Origin of the sequence: Kitasatospora sp. NPDC058184 (assembly GCF_042883725.1) — a bacterium.
Classification (GTDB): Bacteria; Actinomycetota; Actinomycetes; order Streptomycetales; family Streptomycetaceae; genus Kitasatospora.
The window spans coordinates 1-18,186 of the sequence record NZ_JBHVVE010000039.1 but is presented as its reverse complement, the minus strand read 5'-3'; the positions used below and the strand labels follow the sequence as shown (position 1 = coordinate 18,186).

Annotated in this window: 17 protein-coding genes; 15 read left to right on the top strand and 2 right to left on the bottom strand. The window is 71.7% G+C overall.

Annotated features, from left to right (window positions below):
* Window positions 1-130: 130 nt before the first annotated feature.
* The 10 genes from ACFVXH_RS39990 (at window position 131) to ACFVXH_RS39945 (ending at window position 8,669) form a co-directional block, all read left to right on the top strand.
* Window positions 131-502: a hypothetical protein gene (locus tag ACFVXH_RS39990; protein WP_387831102.1), complete on the top strand. Its 372-nt coding sequence runs from the start codon at window positions 131-133 to the stop codon at window positions 500-502.
* 183 nt (window positions 503-685) lie between these two features.
* Entirely contained in the window at window positions 686-1,069 is a 384-nt protein-coding gene (locus tag ACFVXH_RS39985; protein ID WP_387831101.1) for a hypothetical protein, read from the top strand.
* 201 nt (window positions 1,070-1,270) lie between these two features.
* Entirely contained in the window at window positions 1,271-2,281 is a 1,011-nt protein-coding gene (locus ACFVXH_RS39980) for an OB-fold nucleic acid binding domain-containing protein (protein ID WP_387831100.1), read from the top strand.
* An 11-nt stretch (window positions 2,282-2,292) separates the two neighbouring features.
* A complete protein-coding gene (locus ACFVXH_RS39975) occupies window positions 2,293-3,159 on the top strand; it encodes an ASCH domain-containing protein (protein WP_387831099.1) in 867 nt (288 codons plus the stop codon).
* Between the two features lie 147 nt (window positions 3,160-3,306).
* Complete coding sequence (locus ACFVXH_RS39970) at window positions 3,307-4,194, top strand: DUF4097 family beta strand repeat-containing protein (RefSeq protein WP_387831098.1); 888 nt, start codon at window positions 3,307-3,309, stop codon at window positions 4,192-4,194.
* A gap of 115 nt (window positions 4,195-4,309) precedes the next feature.
* Entirely contained in the window at window positions 4,310-5,173 is an 864-nt protein-coding gene (locus tag ACFVXH_RS39965) for an endonuclease/exonuclease/phosphatase family protein (RefSeq protein WP_387831097.1), read from the top strand.
* 102 nt (window positions 5,174-5,275) lie between these two features.
* On the top strand, window positions 5,276-5,710 hold the full coding sequence (locus ACFVXH_RS39960) for a Pycsar system effector family protein (protein WP_387831096.1): 435 nt from the start codon (window positions 5,276-5,278) through the stop codon (window positions 5,708-5,710).
* 184 nt (window positions 5,711-5,894) lie between these two features.
* Window positions 5,895-7,049, top strand: coding sequence for a ParA family protein (locus ACFVXH_RS39955; protein ID WP_387831095.1), 1,155 nt, complete (start codon window positions 5,895-5,897; stop codon window positions 7,047-7,049).
* Window positions 7,046-8,080 (top strand): ParB/RepB/Spo0J family partition protein, encoded by a 1,035-nt coding sequence (locus ACFVXH_RS39950; protein ID WP_387831094.1) that lies wholly within the window; start codon window positions 7,046-7,048, stop codon window positions 8,078-8,080. The genes ACFVXH_RS39955 and ACFVXH_RS39950 overlap by 4 nt, the downstream gene beginning before the upstream one ends.
* 193 nt (window positions 8,081-8,273) lie before the next feature.
* The gene (locus tag ACFVXH_RS39945; protein WP_387831093.1) at window positions 8,274-8,669 is read left to right on the top strand and encodes a hypothetical protein; all 396 of its coding nucleotides are present in this window, start codon (window positions 8,274-8,276) and stop codon (window positions 8,667-8,669) included.
* Window positions 8,670-8,735: 66 nt separating this feature from the next.
* On the opposite strand, the gene ACFVXH_RS39940 is transcribed toward ACFVXH_RS39945, so the two are convergent.
* Window positions 8,736-10,103: a hypothetical protein gene (locus ACFVXH_RS39940; protein ID WP_387831092.1), complete on the bottom strand. Its 1,368-nt coding sequence runs from the start codon at window positions 10,101-10,103 to the stop codon at window positions 8,736-8,738.
* Between the two features lie 312 nt (window positions 10,104-10,415).
* Between ACFVXH_RS39940 and ACFVXH_RS39935 the strand changes: the two genes are divergently transcribed.
* The 5 genes from ACFVXH_RS39935 to ACFVXH_RS39915 all read left to right on the top strand — a co-directional run bounded on the left by ACFVXH_RS39935 (window position 10,416) and on the right by ACFVXH_RS39915 (window position 14,746).
* Window positions 10,416-10,979, top strand: a complete 564-nt coding sequence (locus ACFVXH_RS39935) for a hypothetical protein (protein ID WP_387831091.1) — start codon at window positions 10,416-10,418, stop codon at window positions 10,977-10,979.
* Window positions 10,980-11,649: 670 nt separating this feature from the next.
* A complete protein-coding gene (locus ACFVXH_RS39930) occupies window positions 11,650-12,267 on the top strand; it encodes an RNA polymerase sigma factor (protein ID WP_387831090.1) in 618 nt (205 codons plus the stop codon).
* Window positions 12,236-12,976 carry a hypothetical protein gene (locus tag ACFVXH_RS39925; RefSeq protein WP_387831089.1) on the top strand — a complete coding sequence of 247 codons (741 nt, stop codon included), beginning with the start codon at window positions 12,236-12,238 and terminating at the stop codon, window positions 12,974-12,976. Before ACFVXH_RS39930 ends, ACFVXH_RS39925 begins: the two co-directional genes overlap by 32 nt.
* Before the next feature lie 78 nt (window positions 12,977-13,054).
* Complete coding sequence (locus ACFVXH_RS39920; RefSeq protein WP_387831088.1) at window positions 13,055-13,225, top strand: hypothetical protein; 171 nt, start codon at window positions 13,055-13,057, stop codon at window positions 13,223-13,225.
* Between the two features lie 150 nt (window positions 13,226-13,375).
* A complete protein-coding gene (locus ACFVXH_RS39915; protein WP_387831087.1) occupies window positions 13,376-14,746 on the top strand; it encodes a PIN domain-containing protein in 1,371 nt (456 codons plus the stop codon).
* A gap of 272 nt (window positions 14,747-15,018) precedes the next feature.
* Here ACFVXH_RS39915 and ACFVXH_RS39910 read toward each other — a convergent pair whose 3' ends face one another.
* Window positions 15,019-17,586: a Helicase associated domain protein gene (locus ACFVXH_RS39910; protein WP_387831086.1), complete on the bottom strand. Its 2,568-nt coding sequence runs from the start codon at window positions 17,584-17,586 to the stop codon at window positions 15,019-15,021.
* Window positions 17,587-18,186 lie beyond the last annotated feature (600 nt).

Sequence of the window (18,186 nt, the reverse complement as noted above, 5' to 3'; positions counted from 1 at the left end):
AGCCGCGTTCGCCGCCCGGACCACCACAGTGCGCACCGACCCGCCCCCTGGCCCGGCCGACGGCCGGCGGTGGGCGGCTCGGTGCGTGCCGCGGCCGTCCGGCCGACACCACGACATCACGGAGCCTTCGTTGACCACCGAGACCACCCCGAGCACCCAGGGCGCCGAGCAGTACTATGCCGGCCACATCCAGGACCTGCACGACTACGCGGCCCGACTCGTCACCAACGGACCGCACCCCGACCACGCCCTGGCGTTCACCCTCGTGGACGGCGGTCACTTCCTGCCGTTCCCCAGCCAGGTCCGCACCGGCACCGCGCGCGCCGCCGTCCGCAGCGCCCGCAAGCACACGGTCTACGAGTACGACACCACCGACCGCAGCGGCGCCAAGGAGCGCATCGTCTACATCCGCTACGCCGCCGGCACGTGGAGCAACGTCCGGGACGTCGTGGACATCTACGTGATCCCCCAGGAGGCGCCGGGCCACCGCACCGCCAACTGACCGCCCGCCCGACCGGCCTCGTCCCCGGCCCGCATCGCCCGCCCGGCACCCAGCCCGGCGGGCGGCGTGCGTCCCGGGGACGGGACCGGCCGTCCGGCCGACGCCACCAGCGCCACGCCCCGGGCCCTGCCGCCCGGTCCCCGCACCGCCAGCCGACCACCTGACACCCGATCGGAGAACCCGATGACCGACACCGCCACGGGCACCGTCCCGCACGAGATCCACTGCGCCGAGGGCCGCCGGATCGTCCAGGCCGAGCTCCTCACGAGCGCCCCGGGCCTCTACCTCTACGAACTGCCCGCCGACATCGACCGCGGTGGCCCGTGCCGCTGGCGCATCGGCCACCACTCCGGCCTCCTGCTCGCCGCGTTCCGCACCGAGGACGCCGCCCGCCAGGCCGCCGCCATCGGCACCTGGACCGACTGGGCCCTCCACACCGACACCCTGCGCCAGCACCACCTCGGCGACAGCCACGACCGGGACGCCCTCGACCGCCTCGTCGACGCCATCACGAAGGCCGGCGGACACCTGGAGAGCTGCGCCGCCTACGGCCCGTACGGCTGCTGACCACCCTCTCAGTCCGATCGCGCCGCCCGCCCGGCACCCGGCCCGGCGGGCGGCGCGCGTCCGGGGACAGAGGCCAGCCGTCCAGCCGACGTCAACGCGCCCGCTGTCCCCGCCACCCAGGGCGGGGCGGCCGTGCCGCCACCCGGCGCGGCCCGGGCCGCAACCCCGCCGCGACCCGACCGAGAAGGAGACACACCCCTGATGATCAAGAGCAACGAGACGGCCGTCGCCGACCTGCTCGCCTCGGGCCGGGGCTCGGGTGAGATCCGGCTGACCGGCACCGTCACGCGAATCCAGCGGCACACCACCCGCGCCGGCCACGAGTGGGCGACCCTGACGGTCGCCGACGGCACCGGGCGGATCGAGGCCCGGGCCCTTCCGCGGGCCTGGGCCTCGTCGGACCGGGATGCCGTGGCGGTCGGGCGGGCGGTGACGGTCACCGGCCTGATCAACGCCGCCGGCGGCGACGGCCCGGTGGAGATCTACTGCACCGGCCTCGCCCCGGCCCCCACCGTCCCTGCCGCGGCGGCGGCCACGCCGTGCGGACCCGTGGCCGTGGACCCGCCTGTTACTTGGTACGCCGACGTTGACCTCGACGGCGCCGTCTACCCGACCCGTACCCGGGTGGACGGGCCCGAGTGGGCCGTACCCGACAGCGCCCACTTGCTGCACGGCCTGACCCGGCGGGAGACGGTCCTGCTGGACGCGGTGCACGAGGCCGGCCACGCGGTGGCCGCGCTCGCGGTGAGCGCCCACCTGCACTACGTCCTGGTCGGCGCCGTCGCGCACAACGCCAGCGCCCGCGGGTACACCGAGGCCTGCGGCCTGGCCCGGGGCCGGGCGCTCGCGGCGTACTGCGGCGCCGGGGAGCGCGCCGCCGACCGCTGGCTGCGCGAGAACGGCCTGTGGACGCCCGTCCGCGGCGTCGCGGTCGAGCTGGAGGCCGCGGGCGACCGGCGGACGTACCGCGAGCACCACCCCGACGTGTCCTTCGGCGGCACCGGCCCGGACTACCGCGGGGTCCACGACGCCGCGGACGCCGTGCTCGACCGGTACTGGCCGGCGGTCCGCGCCGTGGCCGCCGCGCTGGTGGAGCACCGCCGCCTGGACGGCGACGCCATCGCCACGATCACGGGCCTGCCCAACGGCCCGCGCACCCACGCCGACCGGCACGACCGACGCATCCCGATCACGATCCGCCCCTACACCTAGGAGGTCCCCTCTTGACCGTCATCCCCCTCAACCCCAACTCCCCCGCCTCGCACGCGGTCGGTATCGACTTCGACCAGACCCTGGTCCGGCACGACCGCGGATGGCAGGACGGCCGCATCTACGGCTCCCCGATCCCCGGAAGCCTCAACGCCCTCCGCGAGCTGCTGGCACGCCGCGCCGTCTTCGTCTTCACCGCGCGCCCCCGCACGTACCACCCCGACATCGCAGACTGGCTGACCCGCCACGGCTTCGACGCCATCGTCGACCAGGACCCGAACCGCGCCTACTGGACCCAGCGCCGCCAGGTCCTCGTGACCAACAAGAAGCTGGGCAGCGCGCTGTACGTCGACGACCGCGCCCTGACGTTCACCGGCGACTGGGACACCGCCCTCACCGAGGCGCTGCGCCGCATCGGCGAGTCGCCCGACCTGCCGGAGCAGCCCTCCGCCGACATCCCCGCGCTGACGATCCGCCAGCCCTGGCTCGCGGCGATCCTCGCCGGCGACAAGCGCACCGAGAACCGCAGCTGGCCGACCAAGCACCGTGGCGCGGTCGTCCTCCACGCCGCCCGCGCGCTCGCGCGCGACGGCCAGGCCGACCCGCTCGTCCAGGCCGTCCTCGCTCGCCCCGGCGCCCCCGCCCTCACCACCGGCGCCCTCGTTGCTACCGCCTCCATCACCGACTGCCACCGCGACACCGGCTGCTGCCGCCCCTGGGGCCTGCCCGGCCTGTGGCACTGGACCCTCGCCGACGTCCAGGCCCTCGCCGACCCCATCCCCGCCGCCGGCCGCCTCGGCCTCTGGCGCCTCGACCCCGGCCAGCACGCCCTGCTCCACCGCCGTCAGGCCGGCACCCGGCCCTCCCTCGCACGCCACTGAGGCGTCCCGGCTGCTGACGTCCGGGCCCTGACGCCCGGTACCGCCGCACGCCGCCGCCGAGCCCGCCAGGTCCGGACGGCGGCGCGCGGCGGTACCGGGCGCGGCCGCCCGGCCGAACCCCGACCTCGTACCAGGGAGAGCACACTCATGGCCACCACCCGCACCCTCACCGCCGCCACCGCCGGCGCGACCATCGTCGACCTGTCCCTGCTCGGCATCCACGGCCGGGTCGACGTCCAGGCCGTCCCTGGCCTCGCCACCGCCGAGATCACCATCAGCACCACCGACGACACCGGCGAGGCCGCCGACGCCGTCACCAGCGCCGACCTGCGCTGGGACCCGCGCGGCGTTCTCGTCGCCCGCGTCCAGGGCCAGGGCGTCGGCGAAGGCACGACCACCATCGTCTCCCGCTCCGGACGCACCATCACGATGCAGGGCATCGGCACCGTGTACGGCTCGGTGACCGGCATGGTCATCGACGGCGACCTGACCATCGTGGGCGGCCGGGTCGTCGGCGGCCGCGGCGCCGCCCTGATCCAGGGCCCCGCCCCCGTCGTCGTCGCCGCCCGGGTCCCGGAGGACAGCTCCGTCATCGGCCGCACCCAGTCCGCCGACCTGACCACCACCGGCCGCCTGACCGCCGTCGCCGCGACCACCCAGTCCGGGGACCTGCGGGTCACCACGACGAACACCTTCGTCGACCAGGTGACCGCGACCACCCAGTCCGGCGACGTGTCCGTCGGCACGGCCAGCACCGTCAGCGCCCGCACGATGTCCGGCGACGTCGTCCTGGAGCGCGCCGTCACCGCCGAGGCGCACACGATGTCCGGCGACATCCGCGCGAGCTGGCTGGGAGCGGGCGCCGACCTGCAGACCATGTCGGGCGACATCCGGGCGCGCGCGGCGAACCCCGGCGCCGTGACCGCCGGCTCCATGTCCGGCGACGTCACCGTCACCGCCTCCCCCGACGCCCCGGCCGGCGGACCGGACGTCCGCGCCACGTCCACGACCGGCCAGGTCTCCATCCGACGCTGACGCCGCGCCAAGCGCCCACTCTTCCCGCCGCCCCCGCGCCCACCCGGTCGCGGGGGCGGCGGCACCACCGCGACCAACACCCGGATCCGATCCGCCACACCCGAAGAAGAGGACCATGAAGCTGACCATCGTCGTCCAGAACCTGCAACGCGGAGGCCTGTTCGACGCCGACGGCGGCCGCGAAGACCGATGGCCGCCGCTCGCCGAGCGCATCACCGCCGTCGACCCGGACCTGGTGCTGCTCCAGGAAGCCGAGGGCTGGGCCGACGCCGGCCACCGCCAGCTCGTCCGAGCCGAGCACGACCTCGGCATGGACGGACTCCTCGCCCCCTCCCGCTCCGGCCGCGGAACCGCCCTGCTCTACCGCCGCGACACCCTCGGCCGACGCACCGCCTGGAACACCGACTACACCGACACCGAGACGCACCACGGCTTCGGCGTCGCCGCCTTCACCATCCCCGGCCTGCCCGCGCCGCTTGCCGTCACCAGCGTGCACCTCACCCCGTACAGCGTGGACCGTGCGATCACGGAGGCGGACTTCGCAGCGTCGCGGAGCTACCGGTACGGCCCCTACTGCATCCTCGGCGGCGACATCAACTACCCGCCCGCCGCCGGCCCCGGCCCGGCCTGGGACCGCATGCGTCCCTACAACCGCGGCGCCCGTGCCACCCTCACCGACCCCGCGCTCCACCAGCAGACCGCCCCGGTGCCGGACCGCCGAGTCGCCTGGAAGCTCGCCGCCAATGGACTGGTCGACACCGCCTGGCACCTGCACGAGCAGACCGGCGACGAGGCCCTGCTGCGGCGCACCGGCAGCGACGACCGGGTCGACCAGCTCTGGGTCTCCGCCCCGCTCACCCCGGCCATCGTCTCCTACACCCTGCTCGACGCCCCGGCCGACGCCAGCGACCACCACGGCCTGGCCGTCATCCTCGACGCCGACCTCATCGACACCAGCCAGCCGTGGACCTACCGCTGACCATCCCGGTCACCGACCACGCATCCCGAACTGACCCACCCCGGCCCGGCCACCCACCCGCGTGGCCGGGCCGGACCCGTTTCAGTAGGACGAAGGAGAACAGTGGAAACCGAACAGATCGCGGCCGCCCTCACCACCGTCACCAGCGAGATCGGCAAGGCGGACAACAAGGCGAACATGTTCCTCGCGGTCGACGGCATCCTGGTCGCCGCCGTCGCGAACCTCGACAACCTCCACACCCCCGGCCGGATCCTCGCCGCCGCCGGCGTCCTCACGCTCGTGGCCGCCATCGTCGTCGCGATCCTGGTCGTCCGCCCCCGACTCGCTTCCACCCCCGGCACCACCTCGTTCGTGCACTGGGCCAAGAACGACCCCGCCATCCTCCAGGCCCGCCTCGCCCAGGAAGACCAACTCGTCCGCCTCCAGCACCTCTCCCGAATCTGCACCACCAAGATGCGACTGCTGACCGCCGCCGCCGACCTCACCCTCGCCGCCGGCACCGCCGTCGCCCTGGCGGCGCTGCTCTCGGCGATCTGAGTACAGCCAGGGTGCCGAGAAGGCCCACATCCCACCGGGGATGTGGGCCTTTGTCGTGTCTGGACTACATGCCACCGCTGGGGTGGAAACGCCGTTTCCACCCCCAACGGCCAAGCGGGGACCTGACATGCCGACACGCTGCCTCAGTTCGTGACTGATCGTCCCGCGTCAGTATGCTGACGCCATGGCATCCCCGAATTCGGGAGGTGACCGGGAAAAGCTAACGTCGAAGCTGCCCGCCTCCCTCCACCAAAGCCTCAAGGTCCGCGCCGCTCAACTGCGCATCGACCTCCAGGACGCCGTAGCCGGCGGCGTCATCGCTTGGCAGGCTCACACCGCTCCCCTGCCCACGATCGACACGTCCGGGGCCGATTCCTTCGGAACCTGGCTCCCCGAGGGTCTCTACGACGCATTCAAGGGTGACTGCATCCAGCGCGAGGTGTCCTACATCCAAGGACTCGCGCAAGCGGTGCAGCTCTGGCTCGACCAGCACACCTCCGACGAGCCGAAGGCCGGACACCAGCCCGTCCGACGGATCATCATGGCCAACCAGAAGGGAGGCGTCGGCAAGACCGCCCTCAGTGCCGGCGTCGCCCAGGCCTTCGCGGAGGACGGCCAACGGGTCCTTCTCATCGACTACGACCCGCAGGGACACCTCAGCCACCAGCTGAACATCCCCGCCATCGACGCAGGCGAAGAAAGCCTCGTCACCCACATGCTCGAGCGGGAGAAGGCCCGCCAGCTCATCCAGGACCTGGCAGTCGTCATTCCCGGCGAGCGGTTCGAAGGCCGGCTCCACGTTCTGCCAGCCGCCTTTGACGCTTTCCTCCTCGATGCGGGCCTGGCCATGTTCCGCGGACCCCGACACGCCGTCCTTGAGCGTGCCCTCAGCGCCGCCGAGGCCGACTTCGACGTCATCGTCATCGACTCCCCGCCGAGCCTCGGCCTGGCCATGGACGCGGCCCTCTACTACGGCCGACAGCGCGACGAGGAGCAGGAAGGACGCTCCGGCGTCGTGATCCCGGTGGAGGCGGAGGACAGCTCTGCGAAGGCCTACGGGATGCTCGTCAAGCAGATCAACGCCCTCATGGCCGACTACGACCTGAACCTCGAACAGCTCGGGCTCGTCGTCAACAAATACGACTCCCGCCGCGGCTTCATCGCCACCTCATCCCTTGAGAAGTGGCGAAGCCTCGGAACCCCACGAGTCCTGGCCGTCAACAAGGACCTTCGCGAGCAGCGCGAAGCCGTTCGCGTCACGCAGCCCCTGCTCGCCTACGCCCCCGACAGCGAGCAAGCCCACACCATGCGCCAGATCGTCAGGGAGCTTTCCTCGTGAGCAGTCGTAGCAAGGCCGCCATGCTCAGCGGCTCCAGCACCTTCGACGCCGTTGCGCCACAACCCGTCAGCGCCCGTGGCCGTGCACTGGCCGCCCTCGAAGGCAAGCCCACCCCCCCAGCGCCTCCGACCTCCGCGGCCCCCGGGAACGAGATCGACCTCGTGCGGCTCGCCCACAACCCGTTCAACCCACGCGAGACCCTCACCGAGATCAAGGAAATGGCCGACAGCCTCGAAACCCGAGGCATCATCCAGGTCCTGACCGTGGTGACCCGTGCCGCCTTCACAGCCGCCCACCCCGGCCACGAAAAGAAGATCGACGCCGCAGACTTCGTCGTCCTCGACGGCAACCGCCGCCTCGCCGGCGCCCGCCTCGCCGGACTGGAAAAGCTGCCCGTCCACATCGACGACACCCTGGCGCACACCGCAGACGACATGCTCGAGTCGGCACTCGTCGCCGCGGTCCAGCACGTCGAGATCGAACCGCTCGACCAGGCCAAGGCACTGAAGCGGCTCGTCAGCGTCCACGGCTCACAGCGAGAGGTCGCCAAGCGACTGGGCAAGAGCCACGTCTGGGTCTCCCAACGGCTCGCTCTGCTCAACCTGACCCCTGAACTGCAAGAAGCCGTCGAGACCAGGCAACTGCCGGTCGAAATCGCCCGCTCGGCAGGACGACTTCCCCAGGATCAGCAGAAGCCCGCCGTCGAGAAGGCGATTGAGCAGAGAGCAACGCCCAAGCGCCCCCGCAGCGGCACACGTGGAAACGCCGTTTCCACCTCCGAAGCAGCTGACTCCGCACCGCCAGTGGCAGCGGACAGTGGAAACGGCGTTTCCACCCCACCCCTGCCAGACCAGCGAGACCCTCAGAGTACCGAGTCCGCGGAGGTCACGGTCCGCCTGGTTCCGTCGGACCCCCGGGCGTCCGCCCAACTGCTTCTTGACGCGCTGGACCACCGTCAGGCCGTCCAGGTGGCGGCTGAACTGCTTGAGCTCCTGAAGCGCGAGGCCGAGGCCGAGCCCCAGACTCGATGAACACTAGATCAGCGGTGCGGCGTCCGGCTCCAGCCGGGCGCCGCGCGCTTCCAAGATTCCACCCCCACCGTCGACAGATCACCGGCCCGGATAGCGCCACTCCCGCCGGGGCATAACCCGAACCGGACCTACCAGGGGAAGGGAGACCAGCACGGTGTCGTGGCGGGATGCGGTACAGCCGGCGTTGCGGGTGATGTTGCAGGAGGGGGACTATCCGGACCCGTACCTGGAGTTGCTGCGCGTCGGTGTGGAGCACCAGGACGTCGCCGAGGGCGTCGTCGTGACGCTGGCGGTGGACGGGGTGCTCGTTACGGGGACCCTGATCCCGACCGTGGTGTGGGAGGACCTGTACTTCCGTCAGGTCGCGGAGGCCGACTACTACGGGATGCGGAAGGTCGTGCGGGAGGTGCTCGGGCACCTGGACCAGGCCGTCGAGGACGGGCGTCGCCGTCGGGTGTCCGACCCGCGGTTCCTGCACCTGAAGGATGTCACCGTCCGCTCGGGCCGGACTGCCCGGAGGCTGCCGGTCTGGCGCGGGCCGGTCGCGGCGGTCAGCGGCTGGAGCCTGGGCGAGCCGGACGAGCGCTGAGAGCACGGCTGGCCCGCACACCCGGCGGGGACTGACGTCGTGCGGGCGGCCGTCGGCGCCGGGCTGTCAGCTGCGACCGCCGTGGCCCGGCGGCACCTCGGGAGCCCGGTGACTGGGCAGGTGGACGGTGGGCGGATACGCCGGTCGGGGAGGGATCAGCGCGGGTCGGACCGGAGAGTCGGTGGGCGCGGGCGGGGCGAGGGGGTAGTCCTCCTCGGGGCCGGTGCGGTCGGCTGCCGACGCTTCGGCCGGGCCGGGCTGCGCCGTTGTGGTCGTCGGTACGGCGCGGGGCGGTGGTGGAACCGCGCTGATGGTGGGAGTCGGCGTCTGCGGAATGGCGTGGTGCTCGGCCCGGGTCGGGGCCGGCGCCGGTTCGGTCTGTCCGACGCCCTGCGACGGCGTAGGTGGTTCCGGAAGAGGGATGCTGGCGGGGGCGAGTTGCGCGGGCAGGGGCGGCTGGTGGCGGTTCTGGTAGAGCGCGGCGGCTGCCCGCTGTCGGGCGTTCCACCGCCCGGTCTGGACTCGTTCCAGGGTGCGCATCAGGTCCCGGGCGGCGGTGAGGGTGAACACGCCGCGGGTGTGGGTGAGCTCGTCGAACGTGGTCGGGGCGAGGCCCCAGCGGGTCGCGTCCGGCGCCGGGACCGGGTGGCTGATCCACCAGTCGTGGCGCCAGTTGCGGCGGCCGCCGGTGAAATTCCAGTCCTCGCCGGGCTTGGGCTCATGGGTGAAGTCGTGCACGCCGTAGGGGATGAGGACCTTGGCGCCGTCGAGGAAGTACACGCCGCCGCCCGCGGCGACGACGGCGAGCTGCTGCTCGGTCGGTGCGATCGTCATGTGGTCGACCAGCGGGCCGCCTCGGCCCTGCGGGGCGACCTGCAGATCGGCGAGCCGGCCTGCGGACGCCGCGTCGGCCGCCCAGAACCACACGTGCCGGGCGCCGGCGCCGTAGCGGGCCTGCACCGTGCGGATCCGCTCCTGGACCTCGCCGATGTCGACCGGACGGCGGGGCCGCTCCACCACCGACACGTCCCGGCCGTCCGGGCCGCTGCGGACCACGACCGCCGGTGGCAGCACCCCCAGGGGCCCCTCGGCGCCGCCCTCGTCCAGGCCACCGGGGAACTCCAGCACGCAGTGCGCGCCGGGCCACGCCCGGGTGATCCGCTGCTGGAACTCGATGACGATCCGGTCGTCCAGCTCCAGCTGCTTGCGCACCGCCGGCGCGGCGGAGCAGTCCGTGCCGCGCCGGTGGGAGAAGTGTGGCCTGTTCACAGCGCCGGGCCTGACGCTGCGCAGCATCAGGTGCTCCCGGCACGCCCGGCACACGTACCGGCCGTTGGCCTCGCCGGGTTCCAGGCCAACCGTGCCCTGCGAGAGGTCGACCCACCACTTCGTCACCCGGTCGTACACCCACGGGGCCGTCGTCTTGTCACCCATGAGGGGATCATGCCCTCTGCGCAGGGTGGTGTCCGGGGCTTTCGCCAACCCCGCGTCAGGCTTCCGGGTAGGGCTCTTCGACCATGGCCCGGGCCTGGTCGGGTGGGAGGTAGCGGACCTGGGCGTTGTCCCCCAGTAACGCCTTGGCCCAGCCGGGCCGGTGCGGAGTGCGGGCCCGGCTGCCGGAGCCCGTGGCTCGCGTCAACCCGGGCGCAGGGCCGGGTCGGGCCGTCCTACCGCAGAGTCTCCCGTGGGGGCGGGGTTTCGGCGGAACCGCCCGCCGGACACCACCGGGCCGGGAGACTCGGCGCCGTGACAGCAAAATTCTCGGCGGGCCTGGAGCTGCCCCGGATCCTGCCCGGTGACCCGGCGTGGATCCGGCGCGCCGCCTACCTCTCGGAGGTCTTCGGCCTGGTCGCCCGTGCGGCTGACGTCCGCCCGCACGCCTACCCCCTCCCTGCTCTGACTTTGGAGGTGGCGAGCGAGGCCGTCGGGGACATCGATGTCGCCCTCACCGCCGCCGCAGCAGCAGACGTTCCGCCCCGGGTCGTCCTCTACACCCTCCCCGCCTGGGTCCTGAAGGCCCTGCAGGACGTCCTCACGGCGCTGCGCGCCGCAGCGGTGGAGGGGCCTGCGGACGACTCCAGGTTGCGGGGCACGCTGGTGCTACTGGGGGAGGACCTGGACTACCCCAGGTGTCGGACGCCGGCGGAGATGGCGGCGGACCTGGAGCTGGTGGTGGCGGTGCTGGAACTTGACGGTCCGGCGGTACGGGCGGCGGCCACCGACCTGGCCCTGGGGCGCCTGCGGGCCGACAGCGGTGCGGCGCTCACCGAGGTCTTCGCGCAGTGGGTCGTTCTCGGGGTGCCGCTGTAGGCCGAGCGGTACCCGGCGGCCCGCATCGTTCGCCGGTGGCCACCGTGGCGTCAGCGGGGAGGCGCCGCCGCCGTCGGCCTCGCAGGCCCGGGCACTGGCGGCACGGCCCTTCACCGTGGGGGTGGCGGAGGTGTCGGCCCAGGAGGCTGGCTGGGCGCGTGCCCTATCCGGGAAAGGAAGGCGAGCCTACCCATCCTTGGGTCGATCGACACCTTCCGTGCATCTGCGGTGAACGTGATGTACATCACCCTGTATCGGAATCGCCCCAGGTCAGAGGACTCTAAGTCACCGGACGATCACATTCCGCTAAATATGGCGCCTTGATCCGGTGACGATCGCCTTCCCCCGAACGGTGGAAGGGGTGGAACGCAAGTTCCGCCCGGTTCGAACAACGGGCCCCTGTACCTGTACATCGGAAGGAGCGCCTTGTGGGGCACCACAGGCCCTGGCTCCCGCTGGCAATAGCCGCCGGACCCAGGATGACCGCGAGCACCCGCGCCGCGCGCACAACCGCTCGCACCGCCTCGCAGGCCACGACGGGCCGACAGCCCGTTCCCCGCGTCCCCGCGGAGCCTGACGTGCACGACTCGCAGCCGCACACCCCGTACGGCACCGAGCCCTCGACCCCGGAGCCCGCGCGGCCGGCTCCCCACACCTCCGCGGAGACCTGGTGAACGACCCCTGGGACCAGCAGATCGGACCCGACCCGGTCGAGGCCCTCCCGCGGGACTTCGAGGGCTTCTTCATCGCCTGGCAGAAGAAGTTCCTCAAGTACGCCGACTCCCGGCTGCGCTCCCGAGAAGACGCCGAGGACGTCGTCCTCCGCGCGGCCGCGATCATCCACCGCAAGTGGGACCGGATCCTCACCCACAAGAACCCCATCGCCTTCGCCTTCTACATCCTCCAGCGCCTGATCATCGACTACTGGCGCGACCAGACCCGCCAGGCCAAGGTCGACCACGCCGCCCGCCTCCTCGCCCGCGACAACCCGGTCCACCACCCCAGCGCCGACCTCGCCCAGTTCAACCGCCTCGCCGAATACGAACAGCTCGACCAGGCCCTCGACGAACTCGACGAACACTCCCCCGTCCAGGCCGCCTGCGTCCGGCTGCGCCACCTGGTGGGCATGTCCCACGACGAGATCGCCGTCCTGCTCGACATCACCTCCAGCAAAGCCAAGAACGAGACCTGGATGGGGATGCGCTTCCTCAAGGACAGGCTCGACCGCCCCGCCGGGGCGAAGGGAGAACAGCACCGTGACGACCTTCGAGGGAACCCTCGCGGCTGAAGCCGACCGCCTCGAACAGAAGTACGCGGACCACGACACCGACGCCTTCACCCGCCGTCTCGCCCGACGGATCGCGGAGGAGAGCGCGACGCCGCCCGCCGAGCCCGAACCGGACTGGACGACGCCCGTCGACCAGTCCGCCGCCAGCCGGCCGACCCCGTTGCGCCCGCCTCGGCCGCCCCGCCCGCCGCGGCCCACCCGCCGCAGCATGCGCCGGCGCCGGGCGATCCTGCGGGGAACGCCGCACGCAGCCGCGCTGCCCGGCCGCCCGCGAGCCAGCACGAACCTGGCCGGCGAGCTGACCCGTCTGTGCGAGGACGTCCTGAAGTCCGACCAGATCCTCACCCTGGCCGACTTCGTCGAGGACTACGACGACGTCGGCGCGCGCACCTTCGCCTGCCTCCTCTACGCCCTCGGCAAGATCGACAGCGCGCTGTACTGGTGGAAGTTCGCCGCCGGGGCAGGCGACGGCCTGGCAGCGCACTGCCTGGCCGTGCACCACGCCGCCCTCGGCACCCCCACCGACGCGCGGGTCTGGCGCACCTTCGCCCGGCTGGTCGGATTCAACCCTCTCCACCACCTGCCCCGGCCGGTACGCGCCGGGACGGAGCCCGCCCGCAACCTCGCAGCCACCGTCACCCACAACTCCCAACTCGAACAGTTCCTCGCCCAGCCCGCAGGCCTGCCCCAGGAACTGGTTCTTCGGTAGCGCCGGCTGGTGGTGCCGCTCGCCACACGGCACCACCAGCCGCACGACTGCACCGTCCCGACCACCAGGAGAACGACCGTGTCCCCCGCCCTGCACAACGCCGCGCTCATCACCGCCGCCAGCACCGCCTGGTACGCCGTGGCGATCACCGCTGCGGCCATCACTGCCGTCGCCGCCCGCAACGCCGACCGCCGCCGCGACGCCCGGGAGGTCCTCAAGGTTCTCCTCGTCCGCCGCAACACTCGTTAGTCCCCGGCCATAGCAGGCGTTGGAGGCCGTCGCCCATGGGCGACGGCCTCCAACGCCTTGGGTCGGAGTTGCAAAAGGAAGTCCGGTGACACCGCCTGTTCCGGAGGAGGACGATGTCTCCCACCCGGCCTGCGGAGAGGAAACTGCCCTGTGATCATTTTCGACACGAACGCGCTGAACAACATTCAGCTCGGAAGTCCGCGCGCGGACATCCTGCGCAAGTTCCGGGCCTCGGCCCAGCACAGGGTTGCGGTGCCGTGGATGGTCCTGGAGGAACTGGCCGCGCACCAGGCGAAGGCCTACATGGCCGCGCGGGAGACGGCGCGTTCCGCTCTCAACGCGCTACGCAGGGCAGCGCCGTGGCAGACCGCCGACGACTTCGCCCCGCCGGCCCTGGAACTGCAGCAGTGCCAGGAGTACTGGCGCGAACAGTACGGCGCGCTCTTCGACGACATCGTCGAGACCGGTGCCGAGGCGGCCCGCCAGGCACTCGTACGGGAAGCACTCGCGCTGCCTCCGGCCGAGCGCTGGAAAGAGAAGTCCATAGGCGGCCGTGACGCTGCGATCTGGTTCTCCATCCTGGACTTCCTGCGGGCCAACCCCGAGGAGGAGGTCTGGTTCGTGACCGAAGACGGCGACTTCGGGGACGGCCGCGCCTACCCCTACCCGATGAACCAGGACCTCGACGACATGGCCAGCCGCCTGCACAGGATTTCCGGCTTCGACGAGGTTATCTCCCGCTTCACCGAGACCATGGACGACCAGCAGGCCGACGCCGAGAGCGAGGCCTTCCTGCGCTCCTCCCTGGCCGTGGAGACCATCGCTCAGGCGGCGGCCGACCTGCTGCACTCCCTGTTCGGATTCGCCGGGACCGGGAGCGGCGATCGGGAAACCCGGTGGCAGAGCTTCGCCATCCCTCCCCAGAACGGCCTCCTGAGTTTCGGGAACGCGAAGGGGCACCAGATCGGCGAAGACGTCTGGTACACCGCAGAGACCACCTGGCTCCTTCACGGGATTGCGCTGGAGGCCGAGCAGGACGGCATGGACAACGTCACGTGCATCTGGAAGGTGAAGCTGCTGTTCTCCACCGCCGAGGCCCAGAAGGCACCGACGATCCTGTACACCGAGGCGCCGGCTGCCGCAGACACCGCCGACGAGTCGGTCAGCGCTATGCTCGCGACGCTCGAGGAAGCGCTTCTGCGGGAGACAGAAGAGAGGGCACGAGGCCGAGACCACAAGCGGCTGACCGTCAGCGAGGTAGCGGCCTTGACGGGCATGTCGTCAGCCCAGGGCGTCCTTGGGTACAACATCGTCGCAGGGGCCACGATCGCGAAGGCGCTCACCTCTTCCCCCAGCATCGACGTTGCGGGTACGGTGCCAGCCTGGCGGCAGTCATTCCTCAGTACCTCTGTCTCCAAAGAGATTCTCCGGGGTATGGGAACTGCCGCCTCCGATGCGATCATCCGGAGTATCGGAACTGCCGCCTCCGATGCGATCATCCGGAACCTGGCGAAGCCGTAGACCGTCCCGGAAGACAACCCGGATACCCAACTGGGCAATCGGCCCACCGACCGGGACGGGGTGGACCAAGGCGGTCACGACGGTGGCCGCCCCGGTCCGACCGGCGCTCAGCTCAGGAGCGTGTAGACATCCCCGGCCACGGAGGAACCCTTGGTGGGCCAGGCACATGAAGGTCGAAAGGCCGCCACCCGCAGGTGACGGCCTCCAGTGCTTTCTCAGGGCCCCGGCAGCCCACCGCCGACCAACGACGCCAGCCCGGCCGGGACTGCCCGCTACGCCCACTCGACGCCGTGCTCGGCGAGCTGCGCGAGCTGGCCCGGGGTCAGCTTGGCCCGGCGTGCCTTCTGGTTGTTGAGCCAGGCGCCCAGCGCGAAGTGCGACACCACCACCTGCTCCTCGCCACCGGGGCCGACCTCCGCGGCCTCCACCGGCTCCTTGTGCGGGCGGGGCACCCGGGGATGACGCTCCCGCTCGACGAACTGGGCGAGCGCGGCGACGCCCTGGGCAAACCGGTCCGCGCGGGAGACCTTCGGCTTCGCCGCAGCCGCCGCCCGTGCGGCGGCCAGCTCCTGGTCCTCCTCGACGGCGATTGCCGTCAGCAGGTCCTGCTGCTCCTGGTCGAGCCCGGCCCACCCGGCCCGCTGCGCCCGTACCCACCGCCCGAGCGCCTCGCCCTCGAACTCCGTCTCCACCGGCAGGCGCGCCCAGTCGACCCGGCCGTCGCACTCCAGCCACCACTGCCGGGCCACGGCGTAGGACCGCTGCCAGGTGATCGGCCAGCGCGGGCACCACCATGGGTCGATCTCCTCCAGCGCCGCCCTGCGCTCCGCATCCAGCGCCCCGGGCTCGCCCTCGGGCACCTCGGCCGCCGCCCGAAGGCCAGCGAGCCAGGCCCCGATCGCGTACCCGCCCACCGCCGCCCGCGCCGGCGCCGCCAACGAGCCGCCGTGCTCCTTCGCCCAGACCCGCGCCCAGTCCAACCCGGCCTCGAACCGCGCGTCCGACACGGACCAGATCATGCCGAGCTGCTCCAGCATCTCGACGCGGTGACGCGCCAATTCGCCGTTCGCGTATTCCACCCGGCGCTGTGTGAGCCATTCACCAAGCCGGAAATTCTCGTTCTCACCGACCCGCGCGGAATACGGAACATCGAGCCCGCCGGTCTCCTCGTACCACCGCCGAGCGTGCCCAAGACCCTCACGCCAGAGCTGATTCTCACCCGTCAGAACACGGGTCGAGATGAACAGCGCCAGCACGTCCGAGCCGACCGGCGACTGGAACCGCACCGGCAGCGAGAACGACGGCGAACCCTCACTCACCCCCGGCGCCACCTGCGTCTCAGCGCTACGCCCGGTGGTGCGCCTGCCGGACTTCTGGGGCACGGCCAGGGCCTCGACCACCCGCGCGTCGTGCGACCGGATCGCACTGAGGATCTTGACGAGCGGCGAATAGGAGTCCGACTCAAGAATGTTCCCGGGCGCCTCGCCGGGCTTGAGGAACACCGGCACGATCAGGCTGGCGGTCTTCCCCTCGTCCGGCTTCATGCGAAGGGCCCGGCCGATGGCCTGGACGATATCCACCATACTTCCCCGGCCTTGGAGCAAGACTGCATCTGCGTTCGGAATATCTACACCCTCGCCGAGAACCTTGCAGTTCGACAGGACGGCGTGCGCCAGTCCCTCGTTCTCCTCGGCCGTCCCGAAGTCCTCGATGATCTCCTTGCGGAAATCCACCTCGTGCTCACCGGAAAGCCACTGAGCCCAGAACTCCTCCGGGTATTTCGCCGGGTTCTCGGTGTGCAGCCGGTCCACGGCCTGGTTCAGCGTCTCCGAGAAATACCGCGCCTCGATCGTCCGGTTGTGGAACGTGATGACCCGGCGCAGTCGCCGCTCCACGATCGTCTTGACCAGCCCGGCCTGGATGGCGGCGATCCGTTCGGCCGGCACCTGGTCCTCCTCGCCGTCCTCCGCCTCGCCGACCCCCGGCCCCCACGGCACCGGCTGCCTCGATGCCGCCTCGCGGTCCGCGCCCGGGTCGCGCAGCTCCAGCACCACCACCTCGAACGGCGCCAGGAGCTTGCGGTCGATCGCCTCCGCCAGGCCCAGGGAGACGACCTGCGGCCCGTAGATCCGCTGGTCGTCCATGGAGCAGGCCAGTTCCTCCGGAAGCGGCTGGTGCGCGCCCTCACGCCGCTTCATGCCGGCCTTCGGCGGCGCCCACACGCGCGGCGTCGCCGTCATGTACAGCCGCCGCAGCGCCGGGATTCGGTCGTTGTCGTGTACGACCGTCCAGGTCTTCTCCGCGTGGCCGGAGGAGCGGTGCGCCTCGTCGCAGACCATCAGGCCCAGCGGCGGCAGCGCCGTGCCGCGCTCGGCGTAGTAGTCGTAGGCGCCCTCTACGGCCCCCGCCGAGGCGTAGGTGGCGAACAGGGTCAGCGGCCGGCGCCTGCGGGCGGCCTGCTCGATCCACCACCCGATCTGCCGTCCGCCGGTGCTCGCCCGGACGCCGAACGGCAGCTCGCCCACGGCCAGCGAGCACACCGCGTGCATCTCCCCGGCCCGCCCGCCCCGGCGCCATTCCCGGATCATCTGCACCAGCAGGTCCAGCGTGGGCACCACGACCAGGACCACGCCGCGGGGCGCCAGCTTCTGCCCGGCCGCCGCCCCCACGAAGCTCTTGCCCGAGCCCGTGGCCATCTGCGCGGTCACCCGCAGCCCCGCCGGCGCGCTCTGGCCCGGACGGAGTGTCAGGCCCCGCACGATCGCCTCCAGAGCCTCCACCTGGTGGTGGCGAAGGGTGATCTCCTCGGGCTCCTGATCCTCCGCCAGGAAAGTCTCCACGCTCACAGAAAAGTTCTCCCCTCGAATGCCCCAGGCCGGACCCGGGATCTGACAGGAACTGCTGACGGTGCGTTTCTGATACATTCACCGGCCGGGCCGAGAGGCCAGAGCGGACGGGAATCAAAGCCAATTGAGAGCGGCTTTCGGTAGCCTATCAGTCAGCCCCGAGAAAAACCGGGAAATCCCGGAAATGTCGAGGGCGGCCCCCACATCCGGCAGGATTCTCTGACAGGGCCAAACTGATACACTGGTCACCGTTGCTCACCCTCCGAGGGTAGCGCACCCCGGCCCCGTCCGGGGCCGAAATTCTGGTCTGGACCACGGTCCAGACCAATACGGGAGGAGCGAAGCTGACCCGCACGCGCCCCCGAACGTCCACTGCTCCCCCAGTCAGCCCGTCGTGAGTCCAGCCAAATGCCCAGCTCAACCGTGTGAATGAGCATCAGTCCACCGGGCATCATGGAGCGAAGCGGAGTGGTGCCGGCCCGGACGCGGAGCGTCGGGCCCACCCGGGCGGAGCCCGGGTGCGGACACGCGGAGCGGGTCCGCTGCCTGACCGAAGGTCAGGCGCGAACGGAGGGCCGAAGGCCCGTAGGGACC